Below are 24,629 nucleotides of genomic sequence, written 5' to 3' on the forward strand. Positions count from 1 at the left end.
CCCGGCGTGGCGGACGCGGGGGAGCGCCGTCCGGTCGTCGACCTGACCGACGCGCAGGCGCGCCGCGCGCTGCCGCTGAAGTGGGGCGTGCCCGACGACGTGCTCCCCGCCTGGGTCGCCGAGATGGACTACGCCGTCGACCCCGTGGTGCTGGGGGCCGTGCAGCAGGCGCTGGCCGACGGCATCACCGGCTACCCGCTCCTCGGCTTCGACGCGGCGCTCGCCGAGGCGTACGCCGGCTGGTCGGCGCGGCACTTCGGCTGGGCGCCGGAGCCCGAGGCGGTGCTCCCGGTGGTCGACGTGACGGCGGGGGTGCGGCTCGCGCTCGACGTGTTCAGCGGCCCGGGCGCAGTGGTGTTCCCGACGCCGGGCTACAACGCGCAGTTCGGGTTGGCGAGCATCACCGGTCGCGAGGAGGTGCGCCTCGACGTGCCCCCGTCGGCCGAGCGCGCCGAGATCGACCTCGACCGGCTCGACCGCCTCTTCGCCGACGGGGCGCAGACGCTCCTGCTGACCCAGCCGCACAACCCGTGGGGTCGCGTCTTCACCCGCGCCGAGCTCGAGGGCATCCGCGACGTGGTCGTGCGCCACGGCGCGCGCGTGGTGAGCGACGAGATCCACGCACCCCTCGTGCTGCCCGGCGCCGAGCACGTCTCCTACCTGGCGATCGAGGGCACCCACGACCACGCCGTTGCGGTGGTGGCCGCGTCGAAGGCGTTCAACACGGCCGGGCTGCGGTGCGCGCAGCTGGTCGTGCCGTCCGCGGCCGACCGCTCGCTCCTCGCGGACCAGCCGATGGCGCGCAACGACTCGCACTCGCCGCTCGGGGCGATCGCCGCGCGGGCGGCGTACGCCCTGGGCGACCCGTGGCTCGCCTCCCTCGTCGAGCGCCTCGACCAGCAGCGCGCCCTGCTCGGCGAGCTGCTCGCCACCCACCTGCCCGAGGTGCGGATGCGCCCCGTCGAGGCGACCTACCTCGCCTGGCTCGACGCGTCGGCCTACGGCCACGACGACGCCGCGGCCGTGGCCCTCGAGCGCGGCCGCGTGCAGGTGAGCGCGGGGGAGTCCTACGCGCCCGGCACCACCGGCCACGTGCGCCTCAACTTCGCCACCTCGCCCGACCGGCTCACCGCGATCGTCGAGCGGCTGGCGAAGGCCTGGACGTAGGGGACGCGCAGGCCACGGCTCGTCGACCCGCACCACGCCACGCCACGCCACGGTGCACGAGGCGTGCTTGAGCGGTCACGTCTCCGCTCAACCACCCGGATCCGGGTGTCCCAGCGGGGACGGGACTGTCCTAGTGCGATGCTCGGGTGGAGGAAGGGCGGCGGCTGGTCCTGCTCGACCACGTCCGCGCCTGGTGTGCCGACTCCAGCACCACGGTCACCATCAAGCCGGTCATCGACCTCAACACCACCGGATCGACGACCCCGCCCCCACCCCGCCACCCACCCGGTAGCGGGGCCACCGGCACGTCCGATCTCCTAGGGTCCGACCATGCCTCTCTTCCAGCCCGGACAGGTCATCGAGCGACGCGAGGTGCTGCACGGCCAACCGTGGCTCACCTCGCCGGTGACCGTGGTGCACGACGACGGTGACCGGCTGGCCGTCCGACTCGACCCGGGGTCGACGTTCACCTTCCCGGCCCACCCGTTCGGCGTGCACCCGTGGGCGATGCACGCCGAGTGGAGGGGCGCGATCGTGCTCCAGCTGTACCGGTCTGGTGACCTCTACAGCGTCTGGAAGTTCTTCGACCCCGACGGGTCGTTCCGGCACTGGTACATCAACTTCGAGGCGCCCCTCGAGCGAGGTCCTGGGCACATCGACACCGACGACTACGGGCTGGACCTCGTCGTCGACGCCTCGGGACAGCGACGCTGGAAGGACGTGCCGGACCTGCACCACCAGCGAGCAGAGGGGCGTATCTCGTCGCAGACGGTCCTCGACGTCCTCGCCGAGGCCGCGCACGTCGACGCCGCGCTGGACCGTGACGAGCACTGGTGGTCCGCCTGGGCCGACTGGTCACCCGTGGCACCGTGACAGGCTCCCACGCATGACGAGCACCGCCGAGCTGCTGGAGGCGTTCTGGGGCCTGCGTGGGGCGGCGATCACGCCCCTGGCAGGCGGGATGAACTCGGAGACCTGGCTCGTCGAGCACGAGGGCTCGACCTACGTCGCCAAGGCGGTGTCGCAAGCGGCTGCCGCGGACTTGGCCGCAGGGGCGGAGGCCGCCACGACGCTCGCGCGGTCCGGCTTCGTCACGGGAGACCCGGTCCCCACCCGCGACGGCCGGATGGTCCTGACCGACCCGCCGCTCGCGCTGCTCCGGCACGTGCCCGGGCGGGAGCTGGACGGTGAGACCGACGCGGAGCAGGAGTGGATCGCCGGCACGCTCGCCGGTGTCCACGCGGCCACCGACCCGGCCCCGGGGCCCAGCACCGCCACCTTCGCGCGGGACTGGCTCGACCCGGACATGCCCGGCGTCACCGTTCACCCGTGGCTCGTGCCAGCCATCGATGCGGTGCGTGCCGAGACCGACGCCATCACCGTGACCTGGGCGGTCCTGCACACCGACCCGGCACCCGAGGCGTTCATCCATGACGACCGCTCCGGCGTCACCGGCCTGGTCGACTGGGCGGGGGCCCGGCGGGGGCCCGTCCTCTACGACGTCGCGTCCGCCGTCATGTACCTCGGCGGGCGGGAGCACGCATCGGCCTTCCTGCGCACCTACCTGGGGAGCGGCCCGCTCCCCGCCGAGGAGATGCGGCACCTCGACGCGTTCAGCCGGTTTCGAGAGGTCGTACAGGGCGTCTACTTCGCCGGCCGGCTGGCATCCGACGACCTCACCGGGGGAGTCGACCGCGCCGACAACGAGCTGGGTCTCACCGACGCCCGGCGACGCCTCGCCGCACTCGGCGTCGCCACCTAGGCATCACCGTGCCCGACCGGTCGGTCCCGGTCAGAGCCGCCAGCGGAACGGCCTGCGGTCCTTCGCCGTCAGCGAGTCCAGCACGGGCGCGCCACCGCTGAGGTCCATCGTCCCTGCCGTCCACTGCAGCACCTTGGCGCCCTTCTTGATCTTCCTGAGGTCGACGACCGTGCGATAGGTCGTGGCGTCGACCTGGGTGACCGGCAGCGTGCTGCAGTCGTAGGGCTCGCTGACCTCCCCGCTCCTGGAGTAGCTGCAGACGTCGCTGCCCAGGACCCCGTCCGTCGTTGCGATCCGCACGATCCGCCAGATCCGCTTGTTCTTGATGAACTCCACCGCCAAGCCGCCCGGCTTCATCAGGATGCGGCGAAGGGCACCGGCGAGTGCAGCTTGAAGGTGACGCGGATGCTCTTCTTGCGGTGCTGGGTCTTGAGCTGCACGGCCGCCAGGTCGAGGCCGTTGCCACCGCTCCCGAGGAAGACGTCGTTCCTGGGATCCTTCTTGGTCGTGCTCGAGGCGGACGCCGGCGCGGCGGTGCCCAGTGCGATCGCGAGCACGAAGGCGGCGGGCGCGGTCAGCAGCCTGGTGGTCCAGGACGTGGTCATGGTGGTGTTCCCCCGGTTCGGTCAGCGATGAGTGCGAGGCAGTGTCCCACCGTTCGGGTCCGCACCGCCGAGCGTTCATCGCACCCGCTTCTCGTACCTCCGGCACGGCGAGACGAACGTCTGGTCGCCGGCGGTCACCTCGTAGGGCAGGTCGCCGGAGTCGACCCAGCCGCAGCGCTCGTAGAACCGGCGTGCCCGCGCGTTGCCGACCACCACCGCCAGCCAGGCGGTGTCGTGCCCGCCGGCGGCCACCCGGCGCTCGGCCTCGGCCAGGAGGTCCTCCGCCACCGAGGTCCCCCGCGCCGACCGGGCGACGAAGAGCTGCTCCACCTCGTCGTCGACGACCATCGCGAACCCCAGCAGGGACCCGTCGTCGGCGATCGCGACGTTCGTGTCCGCCACGCGGGGCGGGGTGCGCTCGTGGAAGGCCACGAGCGTGCGCGCGGCCGTCAGCCCGCCCGGCACGTGTCCCGCGTGTCCGTCGTGCCACCCCTCGTGCCACAGGTCCGCGACGGCGCCCATGTCGGCGTCGCGTGCCGGTCGGATCGACGTCATGGGTCCACCCTAGGATCGCTGCCATGACTGGTGGGACGAGTGGCGACGGGCTCGAGCGGATCTGGACGCCCCACCGGATGGCCTACGTCCGCACGGCGGTCGACGACGACGGCTGCCCGTTCTGCGCGATCCCGGCGCACCCCGACGAGGAGTCGCTGGTCGTCGCGCGCGGCGAGTCGACGTACGTCGTGCTCAACCTGCACCCCTACAACCCCGGCCACCTGATGGTGCTGCCCTACCGCCACGTCGCCGACCTCACCGACCTCACGACGGAGGAGGCGACCGAGCTGATGACGCTGACGCAGCAAGCGCTCCGCACCCTGCGCGCGGTGAGCCGGCCCGACTCGTTCAACGTCGGGCTCAACCTGGGCCGCTCGGCGGGCGGCTCGCTGTCGGAGCACCTGCACCAGCACGTGGTGCCCCGGTGGACCGGCGACGCCAACTTCATCACCGTCGTCGGCGGCACCAAGATGCTGCCCCAGCTGCTCGAGGACACCCGGACGCTGCTCGCGGACGCCTGGCCGGGGGCCTGAGGGCACCCCGCACCGCTGGGTAGGGTCGGCCGGGTGACCTCCCGACTGCGCGCCGACGCCACCCTCGCCGCCGACCTGGTCCGAGAGGCGGCGCTGCTCGCCGCCCGCATCCGCGCCGAGGGCCTCGACGTCGAGCGCAAGACCAGCGGGTCCGACATCGTGACCCAGGCCGACACCGCAGCCGAGCGGCTGATCGTGCAGCAGCTCGCCGCCGAGCGTCCCGACGACGCGATCGTGGGGGAGGAGGGCACCTCGCGAGCGGGCACGTCGGGCCGGACCTGGGTCATCGACCCCGTCGACGGCACCTACAACTTCTCCCGCGGCAGCGACTGGTGGTGCTCCGCGATCGCCCTGCACGACGAGGACGACGTGCTGCTCGGCGCGGTCCACCACGCCGCCACGCTCCGCACCTGGGTCGGCGGTCCGGCCCTGCCGAGCACCTGCGACGGCACGCCCCTCGCCGCGCTCCCGGACACCCCGCCCGAGGCGCGGTGCGCGGCGAGCTACCTGCACCCGCCCTACTTCGGCAGCGAGGTGGGGGAGGCGTTCACCCGGGCGCTCGGGCAGGTCGGCACCCTGCGGATGTTCGGCTCCGGGACGATGGACATGGTCGCCATCGCGTCCGGCCAGTGGGACGTGCTCTTCCAGCACTCCGTCGCGGTGTGGGACCGGCTGCCCGGCGCGGCGATCATCCGCGGCGCGGGCGGGGACGCGGTCGTCGTACGCGCCGCAGGGGTCGACTGGACGGTGACGGGAGCGCCTGCCGCGGTGGCGGACGTCCGCGCCGCCCTCCTCGCCCGGTAGCCTGCGGCCCACCATGCTCGAACACATCCGCGGCCTCGTCACCGCGATCATCTCGCCGGTCGCCCGCCTCCTGCTGCGCCTGGGGGTGAGCCCCGACGCGGTCACGCTGGTCGGCACCATCGCGACCTGCACCGCCGCACTCTGGTTCGCGCCGCGCGGCGAGCTCGTCGTCGCCGCGCTGAGCGTGACGGTCTTCGCGCTGTTCGACCTGCTCGACGGCACGATGGCCCGCATGAGCCAGCGCGTGAGCGTGTTCGGCGCGTTCCTCGACTCGACGCTCGACCGGATCGCCGACGCCGTGGTCTTCGGCGCGGTGATCCTCTACTTCGCCGGCCCCGGTGACTCCATGTTCGGAGCCGCCATGGCTCTCTTCTGCCTCGTCACGGGGGTCTCGACCTCCTACGCCCGGGCCAAGGCCGAGTCGCTCGGCTTCACCGCGCGGGTGGGCATCATGGAGCGGGCCGACCGGCTCGTGGTCCTGGGCATCGCCGCCATCGCGGCCCAGCTGAGCGACCAGCCGCTGGTGCTCGCCTGGGGCCTCGCGCTGCTCGGCGCGCTGAGCTCGGTGACGGTCGCCCAGCGCATCTGGGTGGTGCGCCGCCAGGCCCTCGAGCGGGCGGCCTCCCAGAGCTGAGCGGTGTGACCCGGGTCGCACGCCGATGCCCCCGTCCGGGTGGCACGGCACTACGATCCAGGCATGGCTGAGCACACTTCTGCGGCGACTCCCGGCGCCTCGTCCGAGACCCCCATCGAGCACGGCACGAGTCGCGTCAAGCGCGGCATGGCCGAGATGCTCAAGGGCGGCGTCATCATGGACGTCGTCACCGCCGAGCAGGCGAGGATCGCCGAGGACGCCGGCGCCGTCGCCGTGATGGCGCTCGAGCGCGTGCCGGCCGACATCCGCGCCCAGGGCGGCGTGTCGCGGATGAGCGACCCCGACATGATCGACTCCATCATCGAGACCGTCTCGATCCCGGTGATGGCCAAAGCCCGCATCGGCCACTTCGCCGAGGCGCAGGTGCTGCAGTCGCTCGGTGTCGACTACATCGACGAGTCCGAGGTGCTGACCCCGGCCGACTACGCCAACCACATCGACAAGTGGCAGTTCACCGTCCCGTTCGTGTGCGGGGCGACCAACCTGGGCGAGGCGCTGCGCCGGATCACCGAGGGCGCGGCGATGATCCGCTCCAAGGGCGAGGCGGGCACCGGCGACGTGTCCAACGCGGTCATGCACATGCGCACGATCGGCGGGGAGCTGCGCCGGCTGCACGGCATGAGCGAGGACGAGCTCTACGTCGCGGCCAAGGAGCTGCAGGCGCCCTACGACCTGGTCAAGGAGGTCGCCGCCGCGGGCAAGCTGCCGGTCGTGCTCTTCACCGCCGGCGGCATCGCCACCCCGGCCGACGCGGCGATGATGATGCAGCTCGGTGCCGAGGGCGTGTTCGTGGGCTCGGGCATCTTCAAGTCCGGCAACCCGGCCCAGCGTGCCGAGGCGATCGTCAAGGCCACGACCTTCCACGACGACCCCGACGTCGTCGCCAAGGTCTCCCGCGGGCTCGGCGAGGCGATGGTCGGCATCAACGTCGACGAGATCCCGCAGCCGCACCGCCTGGCCGAGCGCGGCTGGTGACGCCGGTCCGCGGCGGGCTCAGCCTCGCCGCGGCTCGCCGGTGTAGGTGCCGAACGACCACTGGTTGCCCTCGGCGTCGGTGACCCGGAACTCGCGGCTGCCGTAGTCCTGCTCGACGACCTCGCTGGGCTCGAGGCCGGCCTCGACGGCGCGCCGGTGCACGGCGTCGACGTCCGTCGCGACGACGTACGCCGCGCTGGTGCCGGGCTGCTGCGTGAACGGGCCGTCCGGCTTGTGGCAGCCGAGCATCACGCCGCCTCCCTCGGGCCAGTCGAGCTGGGCGTGCTGGACGACGCCCGCCTCGTCGCGGTAGGCCGCGGTCTCCTCGAACCCGAGGGCGACGAGGGCGCGGATGACGACATCGGGGTCGTGGGCCTGCAGGGCGGGCCACACGGTGGGTGGGTGCTGTTGGCTCATGGCGACGATGCTGCCGCGACCCCGGGTGGTGCGCCTTGGACATTTGGGAACTCCGCGGCGAGCCACGCCGACGGGCCGAGCCCTGCGAACTCGCGGAAGTCGCGCACGAGGTGCGACTGGTCGTAGTAGCCGGTGCTGGCAGCGACCTGGGCGAGGGAGGAGCCCGACGCCCCGGCCGCGACCACCGCGCGCCGGGCGGCGTCGAAACGGGCCAGCCGCTGCACGGTCTTGGGGCCGTGGCCCGTCTCGGCCGTGATCAGCTGGTTGAGCCGCCGGCGGCTGTAGCCGACGGCGTCCGCCACGTCGGCCACCGCGAGGTGGCGCCGCCGGGTGAGCAGCCGCCACGCCTCGCGGACCTCCGCGGACGGGCCGCGCGCCTCGGCGCCGCGCTGCGTGCGGCGGGTCCGGCGCAGCAGGAACCCGGCGACCGCGGCATACCTCCCGTGCCAGTCGGGAGCGCCGTGCATCTCCTCGACCACCCGGTCGACCTCGTCGCCGAACAGGTCGCGCGCGTCCCAGCTGCCCACGGGCAGCTCGGCCGCGGGGACGCCCAGCAGCCGCCGCACGCCCACGGGGTCGAGCGTCAGCTGGACCCCGGCCCACCGGCCGGGCTGCTCGACCATGGCCGGACGGGTGTGCAGCCCGCCGAGGCTGACCCACTGCGCGTCACGCACCCCGGCGTCCCAGTCCTCGGCCGAGGGCGCGGTGCGCAGCGGCTCGTCGAGGCTCAGCACCAGCGTGAGCCCGGCCGAGGGGAGCCCGCGGTGCACGCCCGGCGCGAGGCCGGTCGCCGCGTAGCCGTACATCGACGTGACGTGCGGCAGCAGGGGCGCGGGGACCCGCGCCTCCGGAAGCTGCTCCCACCCGCCGCCCATGGGGCGAGTGTGCCGCACCGGGCCGACGCCGTCACGGCCTCAGCGGACGGCGCGCTCCAGCACGCGCGCGGCGTCGGCGAAGCCATAGGCCCGCTCGCCGGGCTGGGCCGGCGGCCCCAGCCGGACGACCATGGTGCGCGTCGCCGGGTCGACGAGCAGCACCTGGCCGCCGAGGCCGAGGGCGGCGAAGACGTCCTCGCCGACGTACGGCGCGAGCTGGCCGGTCACCGGGTGGACGGGCTGGCCCTGCGCGTCGACGACGTCGGTGGCCCCGCGCAGCGCTCCGGCACGGTTGAGCCACCACAGGTAGCCGTAGGCGGCGTTGTGGACGGTGGAGGAGCGCCCGGTGGCGCGCCTGACGTAGCCGGCGTCGAGGATGCGCTCGCCGGCGCTCGTGCCCTTGCCGAGCTGGAGGCGGCCGAGCCGGGCGAGGTCGAGGCAGGTGGTCTGCATGCCGTAGAACACGGCCGTGGCGCCGGAGCGGTCGGTGGTCAGGTGCGAGTGCGTCATGCCGAGGGGCGCGAAGAGGCGGGTGCGGGCGAACCTCGCCACCGACATCCCGGTCGCCCGGCGCAGCACCCGCTCCAGCACCTGGATCGCGGCGTTGTTGTAGGCCCAGGCGGTGCCGGGCGCGTGCTGCTGGGGGAGCGAGACGGCGTACCGGGTGCGGTCGGGCGCGCTGACCAGGTCGGCGTAGTCCGACTGCAGCGACCAGAAGCGCCCGCTGTCGTTGGAGAGCAGGTTGCGCACGGTCACCGACTCCGAGGCGGTGCCGCGCCACTGGGGGACGTAGGTCGACACCGGGTCGTCGAGGCGCAGGTCGCCGTCGCGGACCGCGATCCCCACGAGCGTGCTCGTGACCGACTTGGTGATCGAGAAGACCTCGCGGGGCTGGTCGCGCGGCAGCCGCCAGCTCCACTGCCCGGCGACGCGGCCGTCCCGCACGACCGCGAAGCAGGTCGAGCCGAGCCGCCGGGCCTCGGCCGCGCCGCGCCTGATCGCCCGCCCGCGCAGGTCGAGGCTCGAGGGCGAGGCCGTCGGCCACCCGTCCACGGTCCGGACCGTGGGTCGCTCGCGGACGTCGACCCGCGCCGCCGCAGTCGTCGTGGTCGCCGGCGCGCCGACGAGTGCCAGCGCGACGACGGGCGCGAGGACGGGCACGAGGACGGCGCGGAGCCGGACGACGCGGGACCGGTGCGGGCGGGGGAGCCTCATGTCGCGAGCCTACGGTCGCGCGGCGCCCTAGGATCGCGGTCGTGGACCCGACCATCGGCGTGCTGGCCCTGCAGGGCGATGTGCGCGAGCACCTCGAGGTGCTGCGGGCCGCGGGCGCGGACCCGGTCGCCGTACGCCGTCGGGCCGAGCTCGCCGCCTGCGACGGCCTGGTGATCCCGGGCGGGGAGTCCACGACGATGGTCAAGCTCGCGCGGATCTTCGAGCTGCTGGAGCCGCTGCGCGACGCCGTGCGCGGCGGGCTGCCCGCCTTCGGGACCTGCGCCGGGATGATCATGCTCGCCGACCGCATCGAGGACGGGGCCACGGGCCAGGAGACCGTCGGCGGGCTGCACATCACCGTGCGCCGCAACGCCTTCGGCCGTCAGGTCGACTCCTTCGAGGAGGACCTCCACCTCGACGGCCTGGCCGATCCGGTGCGGGCGATCTTCATCCGCGCGCCGTGGGTCGAGGCGGTCGACGAGGACGTCGAGGTGCTGGGGCGCGTGGAGGAGGGGCCGGCCGCGGGTAGGATCGTCGCGGTCCGTCAAGGCCCCCTGATGGCGACCTCGTTCCACCCAGAGGTCGGCGGCGACGGCCGGGTCCACGGCATGTTCGTGGACCTGGTGCGCTCGGCCTGACGACCGTCCAGGCTCGAGCGACGGATAGAGGGACTCATGTCAGGCCACTCCAAGTGGGCAACGACCAAGCACAAGAAGGCCGCGATCGACGCCAAGCGCGGCAAGCTCTTCGCCAAGCTGATCAAGAACATCGAGGTCGCGGCGAAGCAGGGCGGCGGCGACCCCGCCGGCAACCCGACCCTCTACGACGCCATCCAGAAGGCGAAGAAGAGCTCGGTCCCCAACAAGAACATCGACTCCGCGGTCAAGCGCGGCTCGGGCGCCGAGTCCGGTGGCGTCGACTACCAGGGCATCTCCTACGAGGTCTACGGCCCGCAGGGCGTCGCGTTCCTCGTCGAGTGCCTCACCGACAACAAGAACCGCGCCGCGATGGAGGTCCGCACCGCGGTCACCCGCAACGGCGGCACCATGGCTGACCCCGGCTCGGTATCGCGCCTGTTCGCCCGCAAGGGCGTCGTGATGGTGCCGAAGTCGCAGGACGACCGTGAGGTGAGCGAGGACGACGTGCTCGAGGCGACCCTCGACGCGGGCGCGGAGGAGGTCAACGACCTCGACGAGGCGTTCCAGGTGCAGAGCGAGGCCACCGACGTCGTCGCGGTCCGCACGGCGCTGCAGGACGCCGGCATCGACTACGACTCCGCCGACGTGGAGTTCGTCCCGAGCCTGGAGATCCCCGTCGACGCCGAGGGCGCGGCCAAGGTGCTGCGCCTCGTCGACGCGCTGGAGGACCTCGACGACGTGCAGGACGTCTTCACCAACGTCGACATCCCCGCCGACGTGATGGCCGAGCTCGACAGCGCCGACGCCTGAGCCCGCCCCGCCCCACCCGCTGTAACGCCGGGTTAGCGGCTGTACCCACCCGGATATATCCAGGTGGGTACAGCACCTAACCCGGCGTTACAGCCGACCCCGGCGCGCCACCGGGCGTCCCCATGCCGCCCGAGCGCCCCGTTGTCCACAGGCATTGCCCCGCGCGGCGCCTCGCCGTCGGACGGGCTGCCGATGCTCGGTCGCCATGTACCTCCCGACCATCGCCCTCATGCAGTCACAGCACGGCCTCATCGCCAGGCGCCAGCTGCACGCGGCCGGGCTCGACACCAACGACGTCCGCGGCCTGGTGCGCCGCGGCCACCTCGTTCGGCTGCGCCACGGCGTGTACGTCGACCGCGAGGCGTGGGAGGGTCTCGACCCGTTCCGGTCCCGACCGCTCCTGCGCATGCGAGCCGCGCAGCTGTGCCTGACGGCGACGGGCTACGCGTTCAGCCACGACTCGGCGGCGATCGCCCTGAGGATGGGCGCGCCCGACCCGCGCACCTCGCTGGTGCACGTGAGTCGGCCGAAGGTGCACGGCGATGCGGTCCGCGCCGGCGTCAAGCACCACCTCGCGCCGTACCTCCCCGAGGACGTCGTCGAGGTCGACGGCCTGCGTGTGCTCGATCTGCCCCGCACGGCGCTCGACATGGTGCGAGAGCACGGCCGAGCCCACGGACTGGCGGCGTGCGACGCCGCGATGCGCCGGGGAGTCGGCCGTTCGCAGCTCCGCGCCGGGCTCGCCCGCATGAAGGACTGGCCGCACAGCAGGTGCATGCGCTGGTGCATCGAGCACGCCGACCCGCTGGCCGAGTCCTACCTCGAGTCGCTCGTGCGCGACTTCGTCCTCGAGCTCGGCATCGGCCGCCCCGAGCTGCAGCTCGGCCTCAGCGACGGCCACACGACCGCCTTCGCCGACGTCGCGGTGCATCGCCACCTCTTCGAGGCCGACGGCGCCCTCAAGTACGACCCCGACAATCCGTCCGGCATCGTCCCGAGCGCTGTGCTCGTCAAGGAGAAGGCGCGCCAGGACTTCCTGACCGGCTTCAAGCTCGGCATGAGCCGGCTCACCTCCGTCGACCTCTTCGCCGGTCGTCGTGCGGCCCTCGCCCGAGCCGCGCGCGAGTACGCCGACACCTGCGCCCGCTTCGGCACCGCCACCGACGACCTCGCGTCCTACCGCGTCCTCCGGCGGCGCCCGTGACCTCCTGCTGTAACGCCGGGTTAGGTGCTGTACCCACTAGGACAGATCATGGGGGGTACACCTCCTAACCCGGCGTTACAGCGGCCATCGACGCCAGCGCCCGGCGAGGGAGGGGCCGTGCCGCGTGTCGTACGACGACGCGCGGCCGCGGCGGGTTAGCGTGGTCGCACGAACACATGTTCGGACGACGTGGCCGGATCGACGGCCGGAAGGGGAGCTGCGTGCGCGTGCTCGGCATCGACCCCGGCCTGACCCGCTGCGGCGTCGGGGTGGTCGACGGCAGCGTCGGCCGGCCGCTGACGCTGGTCGACGTCGGGGTGGTGCGCACCAGCTCCTCGCTGCCGATCGCCGAGCGGCTGGTCACCATCGAGAAGGGCCTGGACGCCTGGATCGAGGAGCACCGGCCCGACGCCGTCGCCGTGGAGCGGGTCTTCGCCCGCTCCGACTCCAGCACCATCATGGGCACCGCGCAGGCCAGCGGCATCGCGCTCGTCGTCGCCGCCCGCCGCGGCCTGCCCATCGCGATGCACACCCCCAGCGAGGTCAAGGCCGCCGTGTCCGGCAACGGCCGCGCCGACAAGGCGCAGGTGGGCGCCATGGTGGTGCGCATCCTGCGCCTGACCGAGCTGCCCAAGCCGGCCGACGCCGCCGACGCGCTCGCGCTGGCCATCACCCACGTCTGGCGGGGCTCGGCCACCACCCGGCTCGAGGCCGCCGCGGCCCAGGCCAGGGCGCAGCGCGCGCCCCAGCGAGCCGCGCGGCGCCCCGCCCGCCCGGACACCACCCACGTGAGGACCCGATGATCGCCTTCGTCCGCGGCGAGGTCGCCGCCGTCACCCTGTCCAGCGCCGTCCTCGAGGTCGGCGGCGTGGGGCTCGAGCTGATGTGCACCCCCGGCACGCTGGCGACGCTGCGCGTCGGGCGTTCCGCGACGCTGCCCACGTCCATGGTCGTCCGCGAGGACAGCCTGACGATCTTCGGGTTCCTCGACGACGACGAGAAGCAGGTCTTCGAGATCGTCCAGACCGCCTCGGGCGTCGGGCCCAAGGTCGCCCAGGCCATCGTCGCGGTGATGAGCCCCGACGAGGTGCGCCGTGCCGTGACCACCGAGGACGTCAAGGCGCTGACCCGGGTGCCCGGCATCGGGCAGAAGGGCGCCCAGCGCATCATCCTCGAGCTCAAGGACCGCATCGGCCCGCCCGTCGGGGTCCACCACCCGGCGTCCGTGGCCCCGGCCACGGAGGCCTGGCGCGACCAGGTCCAACAGGGACTGGTCGGCCTCGGCTGGTCGGCCAAGGAGTCGGAGAAGGCGGTCGAGGCCGTCGCGTCCGAGGCCGGCGACCAGCCCGACGTCGGCGCGCTGCTGCGCGCCGCGCTCCGCACGCTGAGCAAGGCCTGAGCCGATGAACTGGGACGACACCGCTGACGACCTTCACGACGACCGTCAGGACGACATCGAGCTGACCGACGCCGAGCTGGGCCACCTCCAGCGGCTCACCGATGCCGACGCCGACGGCGACGAGCGCGCGGTGGAGGCTGCGCTGCGGCCCCGCACGCTCGACGAGGTCGTCGGGCAGGCGCGGGTGCGCGACCAGCTCGGGCTCGTCCTCGAGGCCGCCCGCCGCCGCGGGCGCGCGCCCGACCATGTCCTGCTGTCCGGGCCTCCGGGGCTCGGCAAGACCACGCTCGCGATGATCATCGCCGCCGAGATGAGCACCCCGCTGCGGCTGACCAGCGGTCCGGCGATCACCCACGCCGGCGACCTGGCCGCGATCCTCTCGGGGCTCAACGAGGGCGACGTGCTCTTCGTCGACGAGATCCACCGAATGTCGCGCCCTGCCGAGGAGATGCTCTACATGGCGATGGAGGACTTCCGGGTCGACGTCGTCATCGGCAAGGGACCGGGTGCGACGGCGATCCCGCTCGAGATCCCGCCGTTCACCCTCGTGGGTGCCACCACCCGCGCCGGGCTGCTGCCGGGCCCCCTGCGCGACCGGTTCGGCTTCACCGCCCACCTGGAGTTCTACGAGCCCCACGAGCTCGACCAGATCGTGCACCGCTCGGCCGGGCTGCTCGGCGTGCACGTCACGGCGGAGGGCTCCAGCGAGATCGCGTCGCGCTCGCGCGGCACCCCGCGCATCGCCAACCGTCTGCTGCGTCGGGTCCGTGACTACGCCCAGGTGCGGGCCGACGGGGTGCTGAGCCTGCCGGTCGCCCATGCCGCCCTCGACCTCTTCGAGGTCGACGAGTCCGGCCTCGACCGGCTCGACCGGGCCGTGCTCGACGTGCTCTGCCGCCGGTTCGGCGGGGGACCGGTGGGCGTGTCCACCCTCGCCGTCGCGGTCGGCGAGGAGCGCGAGACGGTCGAGGAGGTGGCCGAGCCCTTCCTGGTCCGGCTGGGGATGCTCGCGCGCACTCCCCGCGGGCGGGTCGCGACCCCGGCCGCGTGGCACCACCTCGGCCTCACCCCGCCTGCCGCGCCGACGGTCGACTCCGCCCTCTTCGACGACGTGTGACGTCGCGGGCGACCCGCGTAGACTCCACGCGCTCACGCACCCGACCCCCCGAGGAGAGCTCCCACCGTGAACGATCTCGCTGCACTACTGCCCCTGGTGGCCATCGTGGCCCTCTTCTGGTTCATGGTGATCCGCCCGCAGCAGCGCCGTCAGAAGGAGGTCCTGCGCCTGCAGCAGAGCATCGAGGTCGGCCAGCGCGTGATGATGTCCTCCGGCATCTTCGGCACCGTGGTCTCGCTCACCGACGACCGTGCCCGTCTCGAGATCGCCCCGGGCTCCCAGATCGAGATCGCGCGCGCGGCGATCGCCAAGGTCGACGAGCCGCTGCTGCAGCCCGGTGCCGACCCCCGCGACGATGCCTGATCGTCGTACGGCCATCGAGGCGCTCGAGCGCCTCGTCGTCGACGTCGACGACTGGCCCGAGCAAGGGGTGACCTTCAAGGACATCACCCCGGTCCTGGCCGACCACGAGGCCTTCTCCGCCGTCATCACGGCGCTGGCGTCCGCCGGCCGTGACGAGCGCGGCCACGTGGTGGTCGACAAGGTCGTCGGCATGGAGGCGCGCGGCTTCATCCTCGCCGCGCCGGTCGCGCTCGCGCTCGGCGTCGGGTTCGTCCCGGTGCGCAAGGAGGGCAAGCTCCCGCGCGAGGCCCACGCCGTCGCCTACTCCCTCGAGTACGGCGAGGCCACCCTCGAGCTGCACAAGGGCGTCATCGCCCCCGGGGAGCGTGTGCTCCTCGTCGACGACGTGCTCGCCACCGGCGGCACCGCGCGCGCGACCCGCCAGCTCGTCGAGGCCGCCGGGGGCGTCGTGACCGCGATGTCGGTGCTGATGGAGTTGTCGTCCCTCGACCCGCGAGCGGTGACCGGCGACCTCACGATCGCCTCGTTGCTCACGATCTGACCCCGTCCGGCCCGTGAGCGTCCCGTCCCCGCGCAGCGCCTGCCCGCACCCTCACTAGACTGGGCCAATGGCAGAGGACCAGGCAGCGGCGCACGACGCGAAGGCGCCCCCGAGCGCGCGCGGCATGCGTGCCCGCCTCGCCCGCGTCGGCACCCGTCCGCCGTCCTCCAACCCGGTGCTCGAGCCGTTGTTCCGGGCCGTGCGGGCCAACCACCCCAAGGCCGACCTGGCGCTCCTCGAGCGCGCCTACGCGGTGGCTGACAAGTGGCACACCGGCCAGATGCGCAAGAGCGGCGACCCCTACATCACCCACCCGCTCGCGGTCACCACCATCCTCGCCGACATCGGCATGACCGAGCCGACGCTCGTCGCGGCGCTGCTCCACGACACGGTCGAGGACACGCCCTACACCCTCGACGCGCTGCGCGCCGACTTCGGCGACGAGGTGGCGGAGCTCGTCGACGGCGTCACCAAGCTCGACAAGGTGCAGTACGGCGACTCGGCGCAGGCCGAGACCATCCGCAAGATGATCGTGGCGATGTCGCGCGACATCCGTGTGCTGGTCATCAAGCTGGCCGACCGGCTGCACAACATGCGCACCCTCCGCTACGTCCCGGCGGCCTCGCAGGAGCGCTCCAGCCGCGAGACGCTCGACATCTACGCCCCGCTGGCGCACCGGCTCGGCATGAACACCCTCAAGTGGGAGCTGGAGGACCTCGCGTTCGCCACGCTCCACCCGAAGATCTACGACGAGATCGTCCGGATGGTGGCCGAGCGGGCCCCGTCGCGAGACCAGTTCCTCGCCGAGGTCGCCGCCGACATCGAGCAGGACCTCAAGGCCGCCCGGATCAACGCCAAGGTCACCGGCCGGCCCAAGCACTACTACTCGATCTACCAGAAGATGATCGTCGGCGGCCGCGACTTCTCCGACATCTACGACCTGGTCGGCATCAGGATCCTCGTCGACGAGGACCGCGACTGCTACAGCGCGCTCGGCGTCATCCACTCCCGCTGGAACCCGGTGCTGGGGCGGTTCAAGGACTACGTCGCCATGCCGAAGTTCAACATGTACCAGTCGCTCCACACGACGGTCATCGGCCCGCAGGGCAAGCCGGTCGAGGTGCAGATCCGCACCTTCGCCCAGCACCGCCGCGCCGAGTACGGCGTCGCCGCGCACTGGAAGTACAAGGAGAACTCCAAGGCGGGCGTCGACACCGACCGGCTCGGCGACAAGGACGACCTCACCTGGCTGCGCCAGCTCCTCGACTGGCAGAGCGAGGTGGAGGACCCGGGCGAGTTCCTGGAGTCGCTGCGCTTCGAGATGAACCAGCAGCAGGTCTACGTCTTCACCCCTCGCGGCGACGTCATCCCGCTGCCGATGGGCGCCACGCCGGTCGACTTCGCCTACGCCGTGCACACCGAGGTCGGCCACCACACGATCGGCTCGCGGGTCAACGGTCGCCTCGTGCCGCTCGAGTCGACCCTCGACAACGGCGACGTCGTCGAGGTGTTCACCTCCAAGTCGCCCACGTCCGGGCCCTCGCGCGACTGGCTCAACTTCGTGCAGTCGCCGCGCGCCCGCTCCAAGATCCGCCAGTGGTTCACCAAGGAGCGGCGCGACGAGGCCATCGAGCGCGGCAAGGACCAGATCGCCAAGCTCATGCGCAAGGAGGGCCTGCCCCTCAACCGGCTGATGACCCACGACGTGCTGGCGCTGGTGGCCGAGCACTTCCACCACGCCGACGTCTCGGCCCTCTACGCCGCGGTCGGGGAGGGCAACCTCAGCGCGCAGGCCGTCGTGCGCCGCGTCATCGACCTGCACGGCGGCGACGACGGGGCCCAGGAGGACCTCGCCGAGGGCGTCACCATCACCGGCCGCACCCGCACCGCCACCAAGCGCGGACCCACCGACTCCGGCGTCATCGTCAAGGGCGTCGACGACCTGTGGGTCAAGCTGGCCAAGTGCTGCACCCCGGTGCCGCCCGACCCGATCCTCGGCTTCGTCACCAAGGGCGGGGGAGTGTCGGTGCACCGCAAGGACTGCACCAACGCCGCCAGCCTGCTCGGCCAGCCCGAGCGGGTGCTCGAGGTGGAGTGGGCGCCGACGTCGCAGTCGACGTTCCTGGTCAACATCCAGGTCGAGGCGCTCGACCGGGCCCGGCTGCTGTCCGACATCACCATGGCGCTCTCCGACGCGCACGTGAACATCCTCAGCGCCACGCTGTCCACCACCCGCGACCGGGTCGCCAAGAGCCGGTTCTCCTTCGAGATGGCCGACGCGGCCCACCTCGACGGCGTGCTGCGCGCCGTACGCGCCGTGCCGGGCGTGTTCGACGCCTACCGCGTCACGGCGTGACCCGGCGCCCGCGGAGGACGCCGGGCGCAGCCGCGGTCAGCTGAAGTCGGCCGCAGCCCGGCGGGCCATCTCGAGGAACGCCTGCTTGCTCTCGAGGTCGCCCTGGAGGTCCTTGACCTTGCGCTCGTCGCCGGCGGCGGCGGCCTTGTCGAGGCGCGCCTGCGCCTCGGCGATCCCGGCCTCGAGCTTGCCGATCATGTCGTCGGCGCGGGCGGACTTCTCCGGGTCGCTGCGGCTCCACTGCTCGTCCTCGACGGCGCGGATGGCCTGCTCGACCTTGCGCATGCGCCCCTCGAGCTCCTTCATCCGGTCGCGGGGGACCTTGCCTGCGGCGTCCCAGCGGTCGGCGAGCTCGCGGAAGGTCCTCTTGGCGACCTCGAGGTCGGTGACGGGCACCAGGGCCTCGGCCTCGACGAGGATGACCTCCTTGACCTCGGCGTTGGCTGCGAACTCCTGGTCGAGGGCGGCGTTGGCGGCGTCGCGGGCGCCGAAGAAGGTGTCCTGGGCGCCGCGGAAGCGCTGCCAGAGCTTGTCGTCGACGTCGCGCGGAGCCGGGCCCGCGGCCTTCCACTCGCGCATCAGGTCGCGGTACTTGCCGGCGGTCGGGCCCCACTCGGTCGAGGACGCGAGGGCCTCGGCCTCCTTGACGAGGCGCTCCTTGACGACCCGGGCGGAGTCGCGGCGCTCGTGCTCCTCGGCGAAGTGCGCCTTGCGGTGACGGGTGTAGGTGGTGCGGGCGGTCGAGAAGCGCCGCCACAGCGCGTCGTCGGTGGCGCGGTCGAGCCGCGGGAGCTCCTTCCACGTCGCCAGCAGGTCGCGCAGCCGGTTGGCGCCGTTGCGCCAGTCGGTGCTCTCGGCGAGCCGCTCGGCCTCGGCGACGAGCTCCTCCTTGGCGGCCTTCGACTCCGCGGACTTCTGCGCGCGCTCCTCCTTGCGGGCCGAGCGCTGCACGGCGATGACGGGCGCCAGCGCGTCGAGCCGGGCCGCGAGCGCGACCAGGTCTCCGACCGCGTGGGCGTCGACGACCTGCTCGCGCAGGGCCTTCACCGACGAGCTCGCCTCCTCGGGAGCCAGCCGGCCGGAGGTGACGCGCTGCTCGAGCAGGTGCACCTTGCCCTCGAGCTCCTCGAAGCGCTTGGCGAAGAACTCCAGTGCCTCCTCGGGCGTGCCGGCCTCGTAGGACCCCACGGAGCGCTCGCCATCGGCGGTGCGGACATAGACGGTGCCGTCCTCGGCCACCCGGCCCCAGGGCGTCTCAGCCGGGGTCGAGTCGTCTCGGGACTGCTTGTCGGAGCTCATGGTCGCCCATCGTAGTCATGGCACCGAGTGGCCTCGGTAGGCTTCCACTGACAAGCAGACGACTGGCAAGACGACTAGCAAGGACTGACGCCCGTGTTCATCGCCGGCTTCCCCGCCGGACCCTGGGGGACCAACTGCTACGTGGTGGCGTCGGGTCCCGGGTCGGAGTGCGTGGTCATCGATCCTGGCAAGGACTCCGCGGCAGGGGTCGACCAGGTCGTCCGCGAGCACCGGCTCAAGCCGGTCAGCGTCCTGGTCACCCACGGCCACGTCGACCACATGTGGTGCGTCGCGCCCGTCGCCGGCACCTACGACGCGACGGCGTGGATCCACCCGGCCGACCGCCACCTGCTCTCCGACCCGATGGCGGGGATGAGCCCCGAGACCACCCAGATGCTCCTCGGCGGCGACTACTCGTGGGCCGAGCCCGACGACGTGCGCGAGCTCTCCGACCTCGCCGAGCTCGAGCTCGCGGGGCTGCGGTTCGTCGTCGACCACACACCGGGGCACACCGGGGGCTCGGTCACGTTCCGCACCCCCTACGCTCAGCAGGACGTCTCGGAGGTGATGTTCTCCGGCGACCTGCTCTTCGCAGGCTCGATCGGGCGCACCGACCTCCCCGGCGGCGACCACGCGACGATGCTGCGCAGCCTCACCGACAAGGTGCTGCCGCTGGCCGACGACATCGTGGTGCTGCCCGGTCACGGCGAGCAGACGTCCATCGGCCGCGAGCGCGCCACCAACCCCTTCCTCCGAGACCTGGTCCAGGACGTGCGATGAGCAAGATCGCCCCGCTCAGCGGGTTCCCCGAGCTGCTGCCTGCGCAGCGCGCCGTCGAGCGCGAGGTGATCGCCTCGGTGTCGCGCACCTTCGAGCTGCACGGCTTCGCCAACATCGAGACGCGCGTCGTGGAGCCGATCGACCGCCTGGCCAAGGGTGGCGAGGTCGACAAGGAGATCTACGTCCTCCAGCGCCTGGCCGCCGAGCCCGGCGCGAAGGCCGACCTCGGCCTCCACTTCGACCTGACCGTCCCGTTCGCGCGCTACGTGCTCGAGCACGCCGGCCACCTCGAGTTCCCCTTCCGGCGCTACCAGGTCCAGCCGGCGTGGCGGGGCGAGCGGCCCCAGGAGGGCCGCTACCGCCAGTTCACCCAGGCCGACGTCGACATCGTCGGCCGTGACGAGCTGCCGTTCCACCACGACGTCGAGGTGATGGCGGTGATGGTCGACGCCCTGAGTCGGCTGCCCATCCCGCGGGTGTCGTTCCAGTTCAACAACCGCAAGCTCATCCAGGGCTTCTACCGCGGCCTCGGCATCGACGACGTGACCGACGCCATCCGGGTGATCGACAAGCTCGACAAGCTCCCCGCCGAGGAGGTGGCCACCCTGCTCGTCGAGCGGGTCGGGGCCACCCCCGAGCAGGCGCGGCGCTGCCTCGAGCTGGCCACGATCCGCGTCGAGGACACCTCGTTCGTCGAGCGGGTCCGTGCGCTCGGCGTCACCGACGACCTGCTCGACCAGGGGCTCGAGGAGCTCGCAGCCGTCGTCGACGGCTGCCGCGCGGTCGCCGGCGACCGGGTCGGGGTGGAGGCCAACCTGCGCATCGCCCGCGGCCTCGACTACTACACCGGCACCGTCGTCGAGATCTTCATGGCGGGCTACGAGCGGCTGAAGTCCGTCGGCGGGGGAGGGCGCTACGACGCGCTCGCGAGCGACGGTCGTACGACCTACCCCGGCGTCGGTGTCTCGTTCGGCGTCTCGCGCACCCTCGTCCCGCTCATCGCCGACGGCGTCCTGTCCGGGAGCCGCCCGGTGCCCAGCGCGGTGCTCGTCGCGCTCAACACCGAGGACGAGCGCGGCGCCAGCACCGCGGTCGCGGCGGCCCTCCGGGCGCGCGACATCGCCTGCGAGGTCGCCCCGGCGCCCGCCCGGTTCGGCAAGCAGATCCGCTACGCCGAGCGCCGCGGCATCCCCTACGTGTGGTTCGTCCAGGCCGACGGGAGCCACCAGGTCAAGGACATCCGCAGCGGCGAGCAGGTCGAGGCCGATCCCGCCACCTGGAGCCCGCCCGAGGCCGACCTGCGGCCCGCCGTCGTCAGCACCGTCGTTCCCAGCAGCACCCCCGGCAGCACCCCCAGCAGCACCCCCAGCAGCACCCCCAGTGAGTCCTCAGAGGAGATCCAGTGATCCGCACCCATGACGCCGGCGCCCTGCGCGCCGACAACGTCGGCCAGACCGTCACCCTCGCCGGCTGGGTGGCGCGGCGGCGCGATCACGGCGGCGTCGCGTTCCTCGACCTGCGCGAGCGCAGCGGGGTCGTGCAGGTGGTTGTGCGCGACGAGGAGGTCGCCCACAGCCTCCGCAGCGAGTACTGCATCAAGGTGGTCGGTGAGGTCGTGGCCCGCAAGGAGGGCAACCAGAACCCCAACCTCGCGACCGGCGAGATCGAGGTCGTCGCGACCGAGGTCGAGGTGCTCTCCGCCTCCGACCCGCTGCCGTTCCCCGTCGACGACGCGTCCGGCCACAAGGGCGGCGAGGTCGGCGAGGAGGCGCGCCTCAAGCACCGCTACCTCGACCTGCGCCGCCCCGGCCCCAACGCCGCGCTGCGGCTGCGCAGCAAGATCAACAAGGCGGCGCGCGACGTGCTCGACGCGCGCGACTTCGTGGAGGTGGAGACGCCCACGCTGACGCGGTCCACCCCCGAGGGCGCTCGCGACTTCCTGGTGCCCGCGCGCCTGGCGCCCGGCAGCTGGTACGCCCTGCCGCAGAGCCCGCAGCTGTTCAAGCAGCTGCTCATGGTCGGCGGCATGGAGCGCTACTACCAGATCGCGCGCTGCTACCGCGACGAGGACTTCCGCGCCGACCGCCAGCCCGAGTTCACCCAGCTCGACATCGAGATGAGCTTCGTGGACCAGGAGGACGTCATCACGCTGATGGAGGACGTGCTGGAGGCGATGTGGGCGCAGGCCGGCCACACCATCGAGCGGCCCCTGCCCCGGATGACGTACGCCGAGGCGATGGCCAGGTACGGCTCCGACAAGCCCGACCTGCGGATGGGCCTCGAGCTCGTCGACTGCACCGACTACTTCTCGGACACCGAGTTCCGGGTGTTCCAGGCGCCCTACGTCGGCGCGGTCGTGATGCCGGGCGGCGGCAGCCAGCCGCGCCGGCAGTTCGACGCGTGGCAGGAGTGGGCCAAGCAGCGCGGCGCCAAGGGCCTGGCCTACGTCACGATCGGGGAGGACGGCACCCTCGGCGGCCCGGTGGCCAAGAACCTCACCGACGCCGAGCGCGACGGCCTCGCGGCCCACGTCGGCGCCGAGCCGGGCGACTGCGTCTTCTTCGCCGCCGGGCCGGCCAAGAGCAGCCGCGCGCTGCTCGGTGCCGCCCGCCTCGAGATCGGTCGTCGCGCGGGCATGCTCGACGACTCCACGTTCGCGTTCACCTGGGTGGTCGACGCCCCGCTGTTCGAGCCCAGCTCGGAGGCGGTGGCCAGCGGCGACGTGGCCGTGGGTGCGGGCGCGTGGACGGCCGTGCACCACGCGTTCACGAGCCCCAAGCCGGAGTTCATGGACACCTTCGACACCGACCCCGGCAGTGCCCTGGCCTACGCCTACGACATCGTCTGCAACGGCAACGAGCTCGGCGGCGGGTCCATCCGTATCCACCGCGGCGACATCCAGAGGCGGGTCTTCGCCGTGATGGGTCTCACCGAGGACGAGGCGCAGGAGAAGTTCGGGTTCCTGCTCGACGCGTTCAAGTTCGGCGCGCCCCCGCACGGCGGCATCGCCGTCGGGATGGACCGCATCGTGGCGCTGCTCGCGGGCACCGACTCGATCCGCGACGTGATCGCGTTCCCCAAGTCGGGCGGCGGCTTCGACCCGCTCACCGCGGCGCCCGCGCCGATCACCCCGGAGCAGCGCAAGGAAGCCGGTGTGGACGCCGTCCCCGCGAAGGACGTCCCGCCTGCGGGGTGATCCTTCGAAGGCTTTGCCGTGTCCTCACGGCGACCACCACGGCACCGCGTCGTAACGGGATCGTTACCCGTCGGTGATCGTGCCCACCACAGACGTCACATAGAGTCGCGCTCGGCGCAGCCATCGGGAGACCCCGGGCTGCGCCGGCCAGTCCCGAACCAGATGGGGAGAGCATGTCGGCAGAGATCGCAGGGCCCGAGACGCTGGGCATCCTGAACTCCGAACCGGAGCACCAGGACCCGAACAGCCCCAAGGCCAAGGAGATCTCCGGGAAGTCGCCCCTGCGCATCGCGCTGGGTCGGCTGGCTCGCGACAAGATCGCCGTCGTCTGCGCGGTGGTGGTGCTGTTCTTCATCATCTGCGCCACGTTCGCCGGCACGATCTGCAACATCTTCGGCGTCGACCTCGTCACGCCCCTGGCCAGCGAGCGCGTCGACGGCCTCAACAACGGCATGCCCAAGCCGGAGATGGGCCCGCCCACCGGCTCCTTCACCTGGGACCACCCGATGGGCGTGGCCCCGCGCACCGGCGAGGACAACCTCGCCTACTGGCTGCACGGGTGCCGCATCTCGCTGATGATCGCGACCATCGCGACGCTCATCGCCAGCACGCTCGGCGTCATCGTCGGGCTCGTGGCCGGCTTCCTCGGCGGCGCGGTCGACAAGGTCCTGTCGTTCTTCATCGACATGTTCCTGACGGTCCCGTTCCTGCTCGCCGCGCTGACCCTCGCCCCGATCCTCAACGACCGGTTCAACACCTCGGAGAACTACGCGACGATCCAGAAGTTCAGCCTGGTGTGCGTGCTCGCCATCTTCGGCTGGATGGGCACGGCGCGCCTGATCCGCGGTGAGGTCCTCGCGCTCCGTGAGCGCGAGTTCGTGCAGGCCGCCCGGGTGATGGGCATGCCGACCTCGCGGGTGCTGTTCAAGGAGCTGCTGCCCAACCTGGCGGCGCCCATCATCATCAGCGTGTCGCTGATGCTGCCGTCCTTCGTGGCGCTGGAGGCCGGACTCGCGTTCCTCGGCATCGGCGTCACCGACGGCGTCTCGTGGGGCCAGACGATCCTCAAGGCGGCCACGCCGACCTACTTCCGGGAGTACCCGCAGTACCTGTGGCAGCCGCTGCTCGGCATCGTCGCGCTGGTGCTCTCCCTCAATCTCTTGGGCGACGCGGTCCGCGACGCCCTCGACCCCAAGACCCGTCGTTGAGCCACGGCTCGACCCAGGTTTGTGCACGTCGCCGATGACGCCGTCCTCGGTGAGAACAAGAAAGAAAGGCTGGACAGCATGAAGCGGAACAAGCCGCTCGCGCTCGTTGCCGGTGCTGCCCTACTGACGCTCGCCGCCTGCGGTGGCGGGTCGTC

The 24,629-nt window shown here is 72.4% G+C and carries 27 protein-coding genes; 20 read left to right on the top strand and 7 right to left on the bottom strand.

What is annotated here, in order from left to right; all coding sequences use genetic code 11:
• The first annotated feature begins 6 nt into the window (after window positions 1-6).
• The 3 genes from AC4H2S_RS09490 to AC4H2S_RS09500 all read left to right on the top strand — a co-directional run bounded on the left by AC4H2S_RS09490 (window position 7) and on the right by AC4H2S_RS09500 (window position 2,929).
• The gene (locus AC4H2S_RS09490; protein WP_491496711.1) at window positions 7-1,167 is read left to right on the top strand and encodes a MalY/PatB family protein; all 1,161 of its coding nucleotides are present in this window, start codon (window positions 7-9) and stop codon (window positions 1,165-1,167) included.
• 330 nt (window positions 1,168-1,497) lie between these two features.
• Window positions 1,498-2,040, top strand: coding sequence for a ribonuclease FAU-1 family protein (locus tag AC4H2S_RS09495; RefSeq protein WP_491496712.1), 543 nt, complete (start codon window positions 1,498-1,500; stop codon window positions 2,038-2,040).
• 13 nt (window positions 2,041-2,053) lie between these two features.
• A complete protein-coding gene (locus AC4H2S_RS09500) occupies window positions 2,054-2,929 on the top strand; it encodes a phosphotransferase enzyme family protein (protein WP_491496713.1) in 876 nt (291 codons plus the stop codon).
• Window positions 2,930-2,959: 30 nt separating this feature from the next.
• Here the strand turns inward: AC4H2S_RS09500 and AC4H2S_RS09505 are convergent, their stop codons facing one another.
• The 3 genes from AC4H2S_RS09505 to AC4H2S_RS09515 form a co-directional block, all read right to left on the bottom strand.
• Window positions 2,960-3,265 (bottom strand): hypothetical protein, encoded by a 306-nt coding sequence (locus AC4H2S_RS09505; RefSeq protein ID WP_491496714.1) that lies wholly within the window; start codon window positions 3,263-3,265, stop codon window positions 2,960-2,962.
• Between the two features lie 20 nt (window positions 3,266-3,285).
• A complete protein-coding gene (locus AC4H2S_RS09510; RefSeq protein ID WP_491496715.1) occupies window positions 3,286-3,534 on the bottom strand; it encodes a hypothetical protein in 249 nt (82 codons plus the stop codon).
• A 75-nt stretch (window positions 3,535-3,609) separates the two neighbouring features.
• Window positions 3,610-4,089, bottom strand: coding sequence for a GNAT family N-acetyltransferase (locus tag AC4H2S_RS09515; RefSeq protein WP_491496716.1), 480 nt, complete (start codon window positions 4,087-4,089; stop codon window positions 3,610-3,612).
• A 23-nt stretch (window positions 4,090-4,112) separates the two neighbouring features.
• On the opposite strand from AC4H2S_RS09515, the gene AC4H2S_RS09520 reads away from it, so the two are divergent.
• The 4 genes from AC4H2S_RS09520 to pdxS all read left to right on the top strand — a co-directional run bounded on the left by AC4H2S_RS09520 (window position 4,113) and on the right by pdxS (window position 7,056).
• Window positions 4,113-4,622, top strand: coding sequence for an HIT family protein (locus tag AC4H2S_RS09520; protein ID WP_491496717.1), 510 nt, complete (start codon window positions 4,113-4,115; stop codon window positions 4,620-4,622).
• 33 nt (window positions 4,623-4,655) lie between these two features.
• Entirely contained in the window at window positions 4,656-5,426 is a 771-nt protein-coding gene (locus AC4H2S_RS09525; protein ID WP_491496718.1) for an inositol monophosphatase family protein, read from the top strand.
• A 13-nt stretch (window positions 5,427-5,439) separates the two neighbouring features.
• Complete coding sequence (gene pgsA, locus AC4H2S_RS09530; RefSeq protein ID WP_491496719.1) at window positions 5,440-6,060, top strand: phosphatidylinositol phosphate synthase; 621 nt, start codon at window positions 5,440-5,442, stop codon at window positions 6,058-6,060.
• 63 nt (window positions 6,061-6,123) lie between these two features.
• The gene (gene pdxS, locus AC4H2S_RS09535; RefSeq protein WP_491496720.1) at window positions 6,124-7,056 is read left to right on the top strand and encodes a pyridoxal 5'-phosphate synthase lyase subunit PdxS; all 933 of its coding nucleotides are present in this window, start codon (window positions 6,124-6,126) and stop codon (window positions 7,054-7,056) included.
• An 18-nt stretch (window positions 7,057-7,074) separates the two neighbouring features.
• On the opposite strand, the gene AC4H2S_RS09540 is transcribed toward pdxS, so the two are convergent.
• From AC4H2S_RS09540 to AC4H2S_RS09550, 3 genes are read right to left on the bottom strand one after another with little or no spacing between them, the layout of a single operon-like run.
• On the bottom strand, window positions 7,075-7,473 hold the full coding sequence (locus AC4H2S_RS09540; RefSeq protein WP_491496721.1) for a VOC family protein: 399 nt from the start codon (window positions 7,471-7,473) through the stop codon (window positions 7,075-7,077).
• Window positions 7,470-8,348: a helix-turn-helix domain-containing protein gene (locus tag AC4H2S_RS09545; RefSeq protein WP_491496722.1), complete on the bottom strand. Its 879-nt coding sequence runs from the start codon at window positions 8,346-8,348 to the stop codon at window positions 7,470-7,472. Before AC4H2S_RS09545 ends, AC4H2S_RS09540 begins: the two co-directional genes overlap by 4 nt.
• A gap of 39 nt (window positions 8,349-8,387) precedes the next feature.
• Window positions 8,388-9,563: a serine hydrolase domain-containing protein gene (locus AC4H2S_RS09550; protein ID WP_491496723.1), complete on the bottom strand. Its 1,176-nt coding sequence runs from the start codon at window positions 9,561-9,563 to the stop codon at window positions 8,388-8,390.
• Window positions 9,564-9,604: 41 nt separating this feature from the next.
• Between AC4H2S_RS09550 and pdxT the strand changes: the two genes are divergently transcribed.
• The 9 genes from pdxT to AC4H2S_RS09595 all read left to right on the top strand — a co-directional run bounded on the left by pdxT (window position 9,605) and on the right by AC4H2S_RS09595 (window position 17,991).
• Window positions 9,605-10,201, top strand: coding sequence for a pyridoxal 5'-phosphate synthase glutaminase subunit PdxT (gene pdxT / locus AC4H2S_RS09555; protein ID WP_491496724.1), 597 nt, complete (start codon window positions 9,605-9,607; stop codon window positions 10,199-10,201).
• Between the two features lie 36 nt (window positions 10,202-10,237).
• Window positions 10,238-11,011, top strand: a complete 774-nt coding sequence (locus AC4H2S_RS09560) for a YebC/PmpR family DNA-binding transcriptional regulator (RefSeq protein WP_491496725.1) — start codon at window positions 10,238-10,240, stop codon at window positions 11,009-11,011.
• A 229-nt stretch (window positions 11,012-11,240) separates the two neighbouring features.
• Window positions 11,241-12,215: a type IV toxin-antitoxin system AbiEi family antitoxin domain-containing protein gene (locus AC4H2S_RS09565; RefSeq protein ID WP_491496726.1), complete on the top strand. Its 975-nt coding sequence runs from the start codon at window positions 11,241-11,243 to the stop codon at window positions 12,213-12,215.
• Window positions 12,216-12,391: 176 nt separating this feature from the next.
• On the top strand, window positions 12,392-13,018 hold the full coding sequence (gene ruvC, locus AC4H2S_RS09570) for a crossover junction endodeoxyribonuclease RuvC (protein ID WP_491496727.1): 627 nt from the start codon (window positions 12,392-12,394) through the stop codon (window positions 13,016-13,018).
• A complete protein-coding gene (gene ruvA / locus AC4H2S_RS09575; protein ID WP_491496728.1) occupies window positions 13,015-13,614 on the top strand; it encodes a Holliday junction branch migration protein RuvA in 600 nt (199 codons plus the stop codon). Before ruvC ends, ruvA begins: the two co-directional genes overlap by 4 nt.
• Window positions 13,615-13,618: 4 nt before the next feature.
• Entirely contained in the window at window positions 13,619-14,731 is a 1,113-nt protein-coding gene (ruvB, locus tag AC4H2S_RS09580; protein ID WP_491496729.1) for a Holliday junction branch migration DNA helicase RuvB, read from the top strand.
• A gap of 66 nt (window positions 14,732-14,797) precedes the next feature.
• Window positions 14,798-15,094: a preprotein translocase subunit YajC gene (yajC, locus tag AC4H2S_RS09585; protein ID WP_491496730.1), complete on the top strand. Its 297-nt coding sequence runs from the start codon at window positions 14,798-14,800 to the stop codon at window positions 15,092-15,094.
• Window positions 15,087-15,635: an adenine phosphoribosyltransferase gene (locus AC4H2S_RS09590; protein WP_491496731.1), complete on the top strand. Its 549-nt coding sequence runs from the start codon at window positions 15,087-15,089 to the stop codon at window positions 15,633-15,635. The genes yajC and AC4H2S_RS09590 overlap by 8 nt, the downstream gene beginning before the upstream one ends.
• Before the next feature lie 67 nt (window positions 15,636-15,702).
• Window positions 15,703-17,991: a RelA/SpoT family protein gene (locus tag AC4H2S_RS09595; RefSeq protein ID WP_491496732.1), complete on the top strand. Its 2,289-nt coding sequence runs from the start codon at window positions 15,703-15,705 to the stop codon at window positions 17,989-17,991.
• A gap of 36 nt (window positions 17,992-18,027) precedes the next feature.
• Here AC4H2S_RS09595 and AC4H2S_RS09600 read toward each other — a convergent pair whose 3' ends face one another.
• A complete protein-coding gene (locus AC4H2S_RS09600; RefSeq protein WP_491496733.1) occupies window positions 18,028-19,290 on the bottom strand; it encodes a DUF349 domain-containing protein in 1,263 nt (420 codons plus the stop codon).
• A gap of 93 nt (window positions 19,291-19,383) precedes the next feature.
• Here AC4H2S_RS09600 and AC4H2S_RS09605 point away from each other — a divergent pair, with 93 nt between their 5' ends.
• The 4 genes from AC4H2S_RS09605 (at window position 19,384) to AC4H2S_RS09620 (ending at window position 24,474) form a co-directional block, all read left to right on the top strand.
• Window positions 19,384-20,070, top strand: coding sequence for an MBL fold metallo-hydrolase (locus tag AC4H2S_RS09605; RefSeq protein WP_491496734.1), 687 nt, complete (start codon window positions 19,384-19,386; stop codon window positions 20,068-20,070).
• On the top strand, window positions 20,067-21,476 hold the full coding sequence (gene hisS, locus AC4H2S_RS09610) for a histidine--tRNA ligase (protein ID WP_491496735.1): 1,410 nt from the start codon (window positions 20,067-20,069) through the stop codon (window positions 21,474-21,476). The genes AC4H2S_RS09605 and hisS overlap by 4 nt, the downstream gene beginning before the upstream one ends.
• A complete protein-coding gene (gene aspS / locus AC4H2S_RS09615) occupies window positions 21,473-23,266 on the top strand; it encodes an aspartate--tRNA ligase (RefSeq protein WP_491496736.1) in 1,794 nt (597 codons plus the stop codon). Before hisS ends, aspS begins: the two co-directional genes overlap by 4 nt.
• Before the next feature lie 173 nt (window positions 23,267-23,439).
• A complete protein-coding gene (locus tag AC4H2S_RS09620) occupies window positions 23,440-24,474 on the top strand; it encodes an ABC transporter permease (protein WP_491496737.1) in 1,035 nt (344 codons plus the stop codon).
• Window positions 24,475-24,629 lie beyond the last annotated feature (155 nt).

The sequence above is a fragment of the Nocardioides sp. Z13_37 genome (assembly GCF_058355585.1).

Excerpts from the sequence above, each read along its gene's own strand:
- AC4H2S_RS09495 (WP_491496712.1), top strand. The coding sequence starts at position 1,498 with ATGCCTCTCTTCCAGCCCGGACAGGTCATCGAGCGACGCGAGGTGCTG.
- AC4H2S_RS09500 (WP_491496713.1), top strand. The coding sequence starts at position 2,054 with ATGACGAGCACCGCCGAGCTGCTGGAGGCGTTCTGGGGCCTGCGTGGG.
- AC4H2S_RS09510 (WP_491496715.1), bottom strand. The coding sequence starts at position 3,534 with ATGACCACGTCCTGGACCACCAGGCTGCTGACCGCGCCCGCCGCCTTC.
- AC4H2S_RS09515 (WP_491496716.1), bottom strand. The coding sequence starts at position 4,089 with ATGACGTCGATCCGACCGGCACGCGACGCCGACATGGGCGCCGTCGCG.
- AC4H2S_RS09520 (WP_491496717.1), top strand. The coding sequence starts at position 4,113 with ATGACTGGTGGGACGAGTGGCGACGGGCTCGAGCGGATCTGGACGCCC.
- pgsA (WP_491496719.1), top strand. The coding sequence starts at position 5,440 with ATGCTCGAACACATCCGCGGCCTCGTCACCGCGATCATCTCGCCGGTC.
- pdxS (WP_491496720.1), top strand. The coding sequence starts at position 6,124 with ATGGCTGAGCACACTTCTGCGGCGACTCCCGGCGCCTCGTCCGAGACC.
- AC4H2S_RS09540 (WP_491496721.1), bottom strand. The coding sequence starts at position 7,473 with ATGAGCCAACAGCACCCACCCACCGTGTGGCCCGCCCTGCAGGCCCAC.
- AC4H2S_RS09545 (WP_491496722.1), bottom strand. The coding sequence starts at position 8,348 with ATGGGCGGCGGGTGGGAGCAGCTTCCGGAGGCGCGGGTCCCCGCGCCC.
- AC4H2S_RS09550 (WP_491496723.1), bottom strand. The coding sequence starts at position 9,563 with ATGAGGCTCCCCCGCCCGCACCGGTCCCGCGTCGTCCGGCTCCGCGCC.
- AC4H2S_RS09560 (WP_491496725.1), top strand. The coding sequence starts at position 10,238 with ATGTCAGGCCACTCCAAGTGGGCAACGACCAAGCACAAGAAGGCCGCG.
- AC4H2S_RS09565 (WP_491496726.1), top strand. The coding sequence starts at position 11,241 with ATGCAGTCACAGCACGGCCTCATCGCCAGGCGCCAGCTGCACGCGGCC.
- ruvC (WP_491496727.1), top strand. The coding sequence starts at position 12,392 with ATGTTCGGACGACGTGGCCGGATCGACGGCCGGAAGGGGAGCTGCGTG.
- ruvA (WP_491496728.1), top strand. The coding sequence starts at position 13,015 with ATGATCGCCTTCGTCCGCGGCGAGGTCGCCGCCGTCACCCTGTCCAGC.
- ruvB (WP_491496729.1), top strand. The coding sequence starts at position 13,619 with ATGAACTGGGACGACACCGCTGACGACCTTCACGACGACCGTCAGGAC.
- AC4H2S_RS09590 (WP_491496731.1), top strand. The coding sequence starts at position 15,087 with ATGCCTGATCGTCGTACGGCCATCGAGGCGCTCGAGCGCCTCGTCGTC.
- AC4H2S_RS09595 (WP_491496732.1), top strand. The coding sequence starts at position 15,703 with ATGGCAGAGGACCAGGCAGCGGCGCACGACGCGAAGGCGCCCCCGAGC.
- AC4H2S_RS09600 (WP_491496733.1), bottom strand. The coding sequence starts at position 19,290 with ATGAGCTCCGACAAGCAGTCCCGAGACGACTCGACCCCGGCTGAGACG.
- hisS (WP_491496735.1), top strand. The coding sequence starts at position 20,067 with ATGAGCAAGATCGCCCCGCTCAGCGGGTTCCCCGAGCTGCTGCCTGCG.
- AC4H2S_RS09620 (WP_491496737.1), top strand. The coding sequence starts at position 23,440 with ATGTCGGCAGAGATCGCAGGGCCCGAGACGCTGGGCATCCTGAACTCC.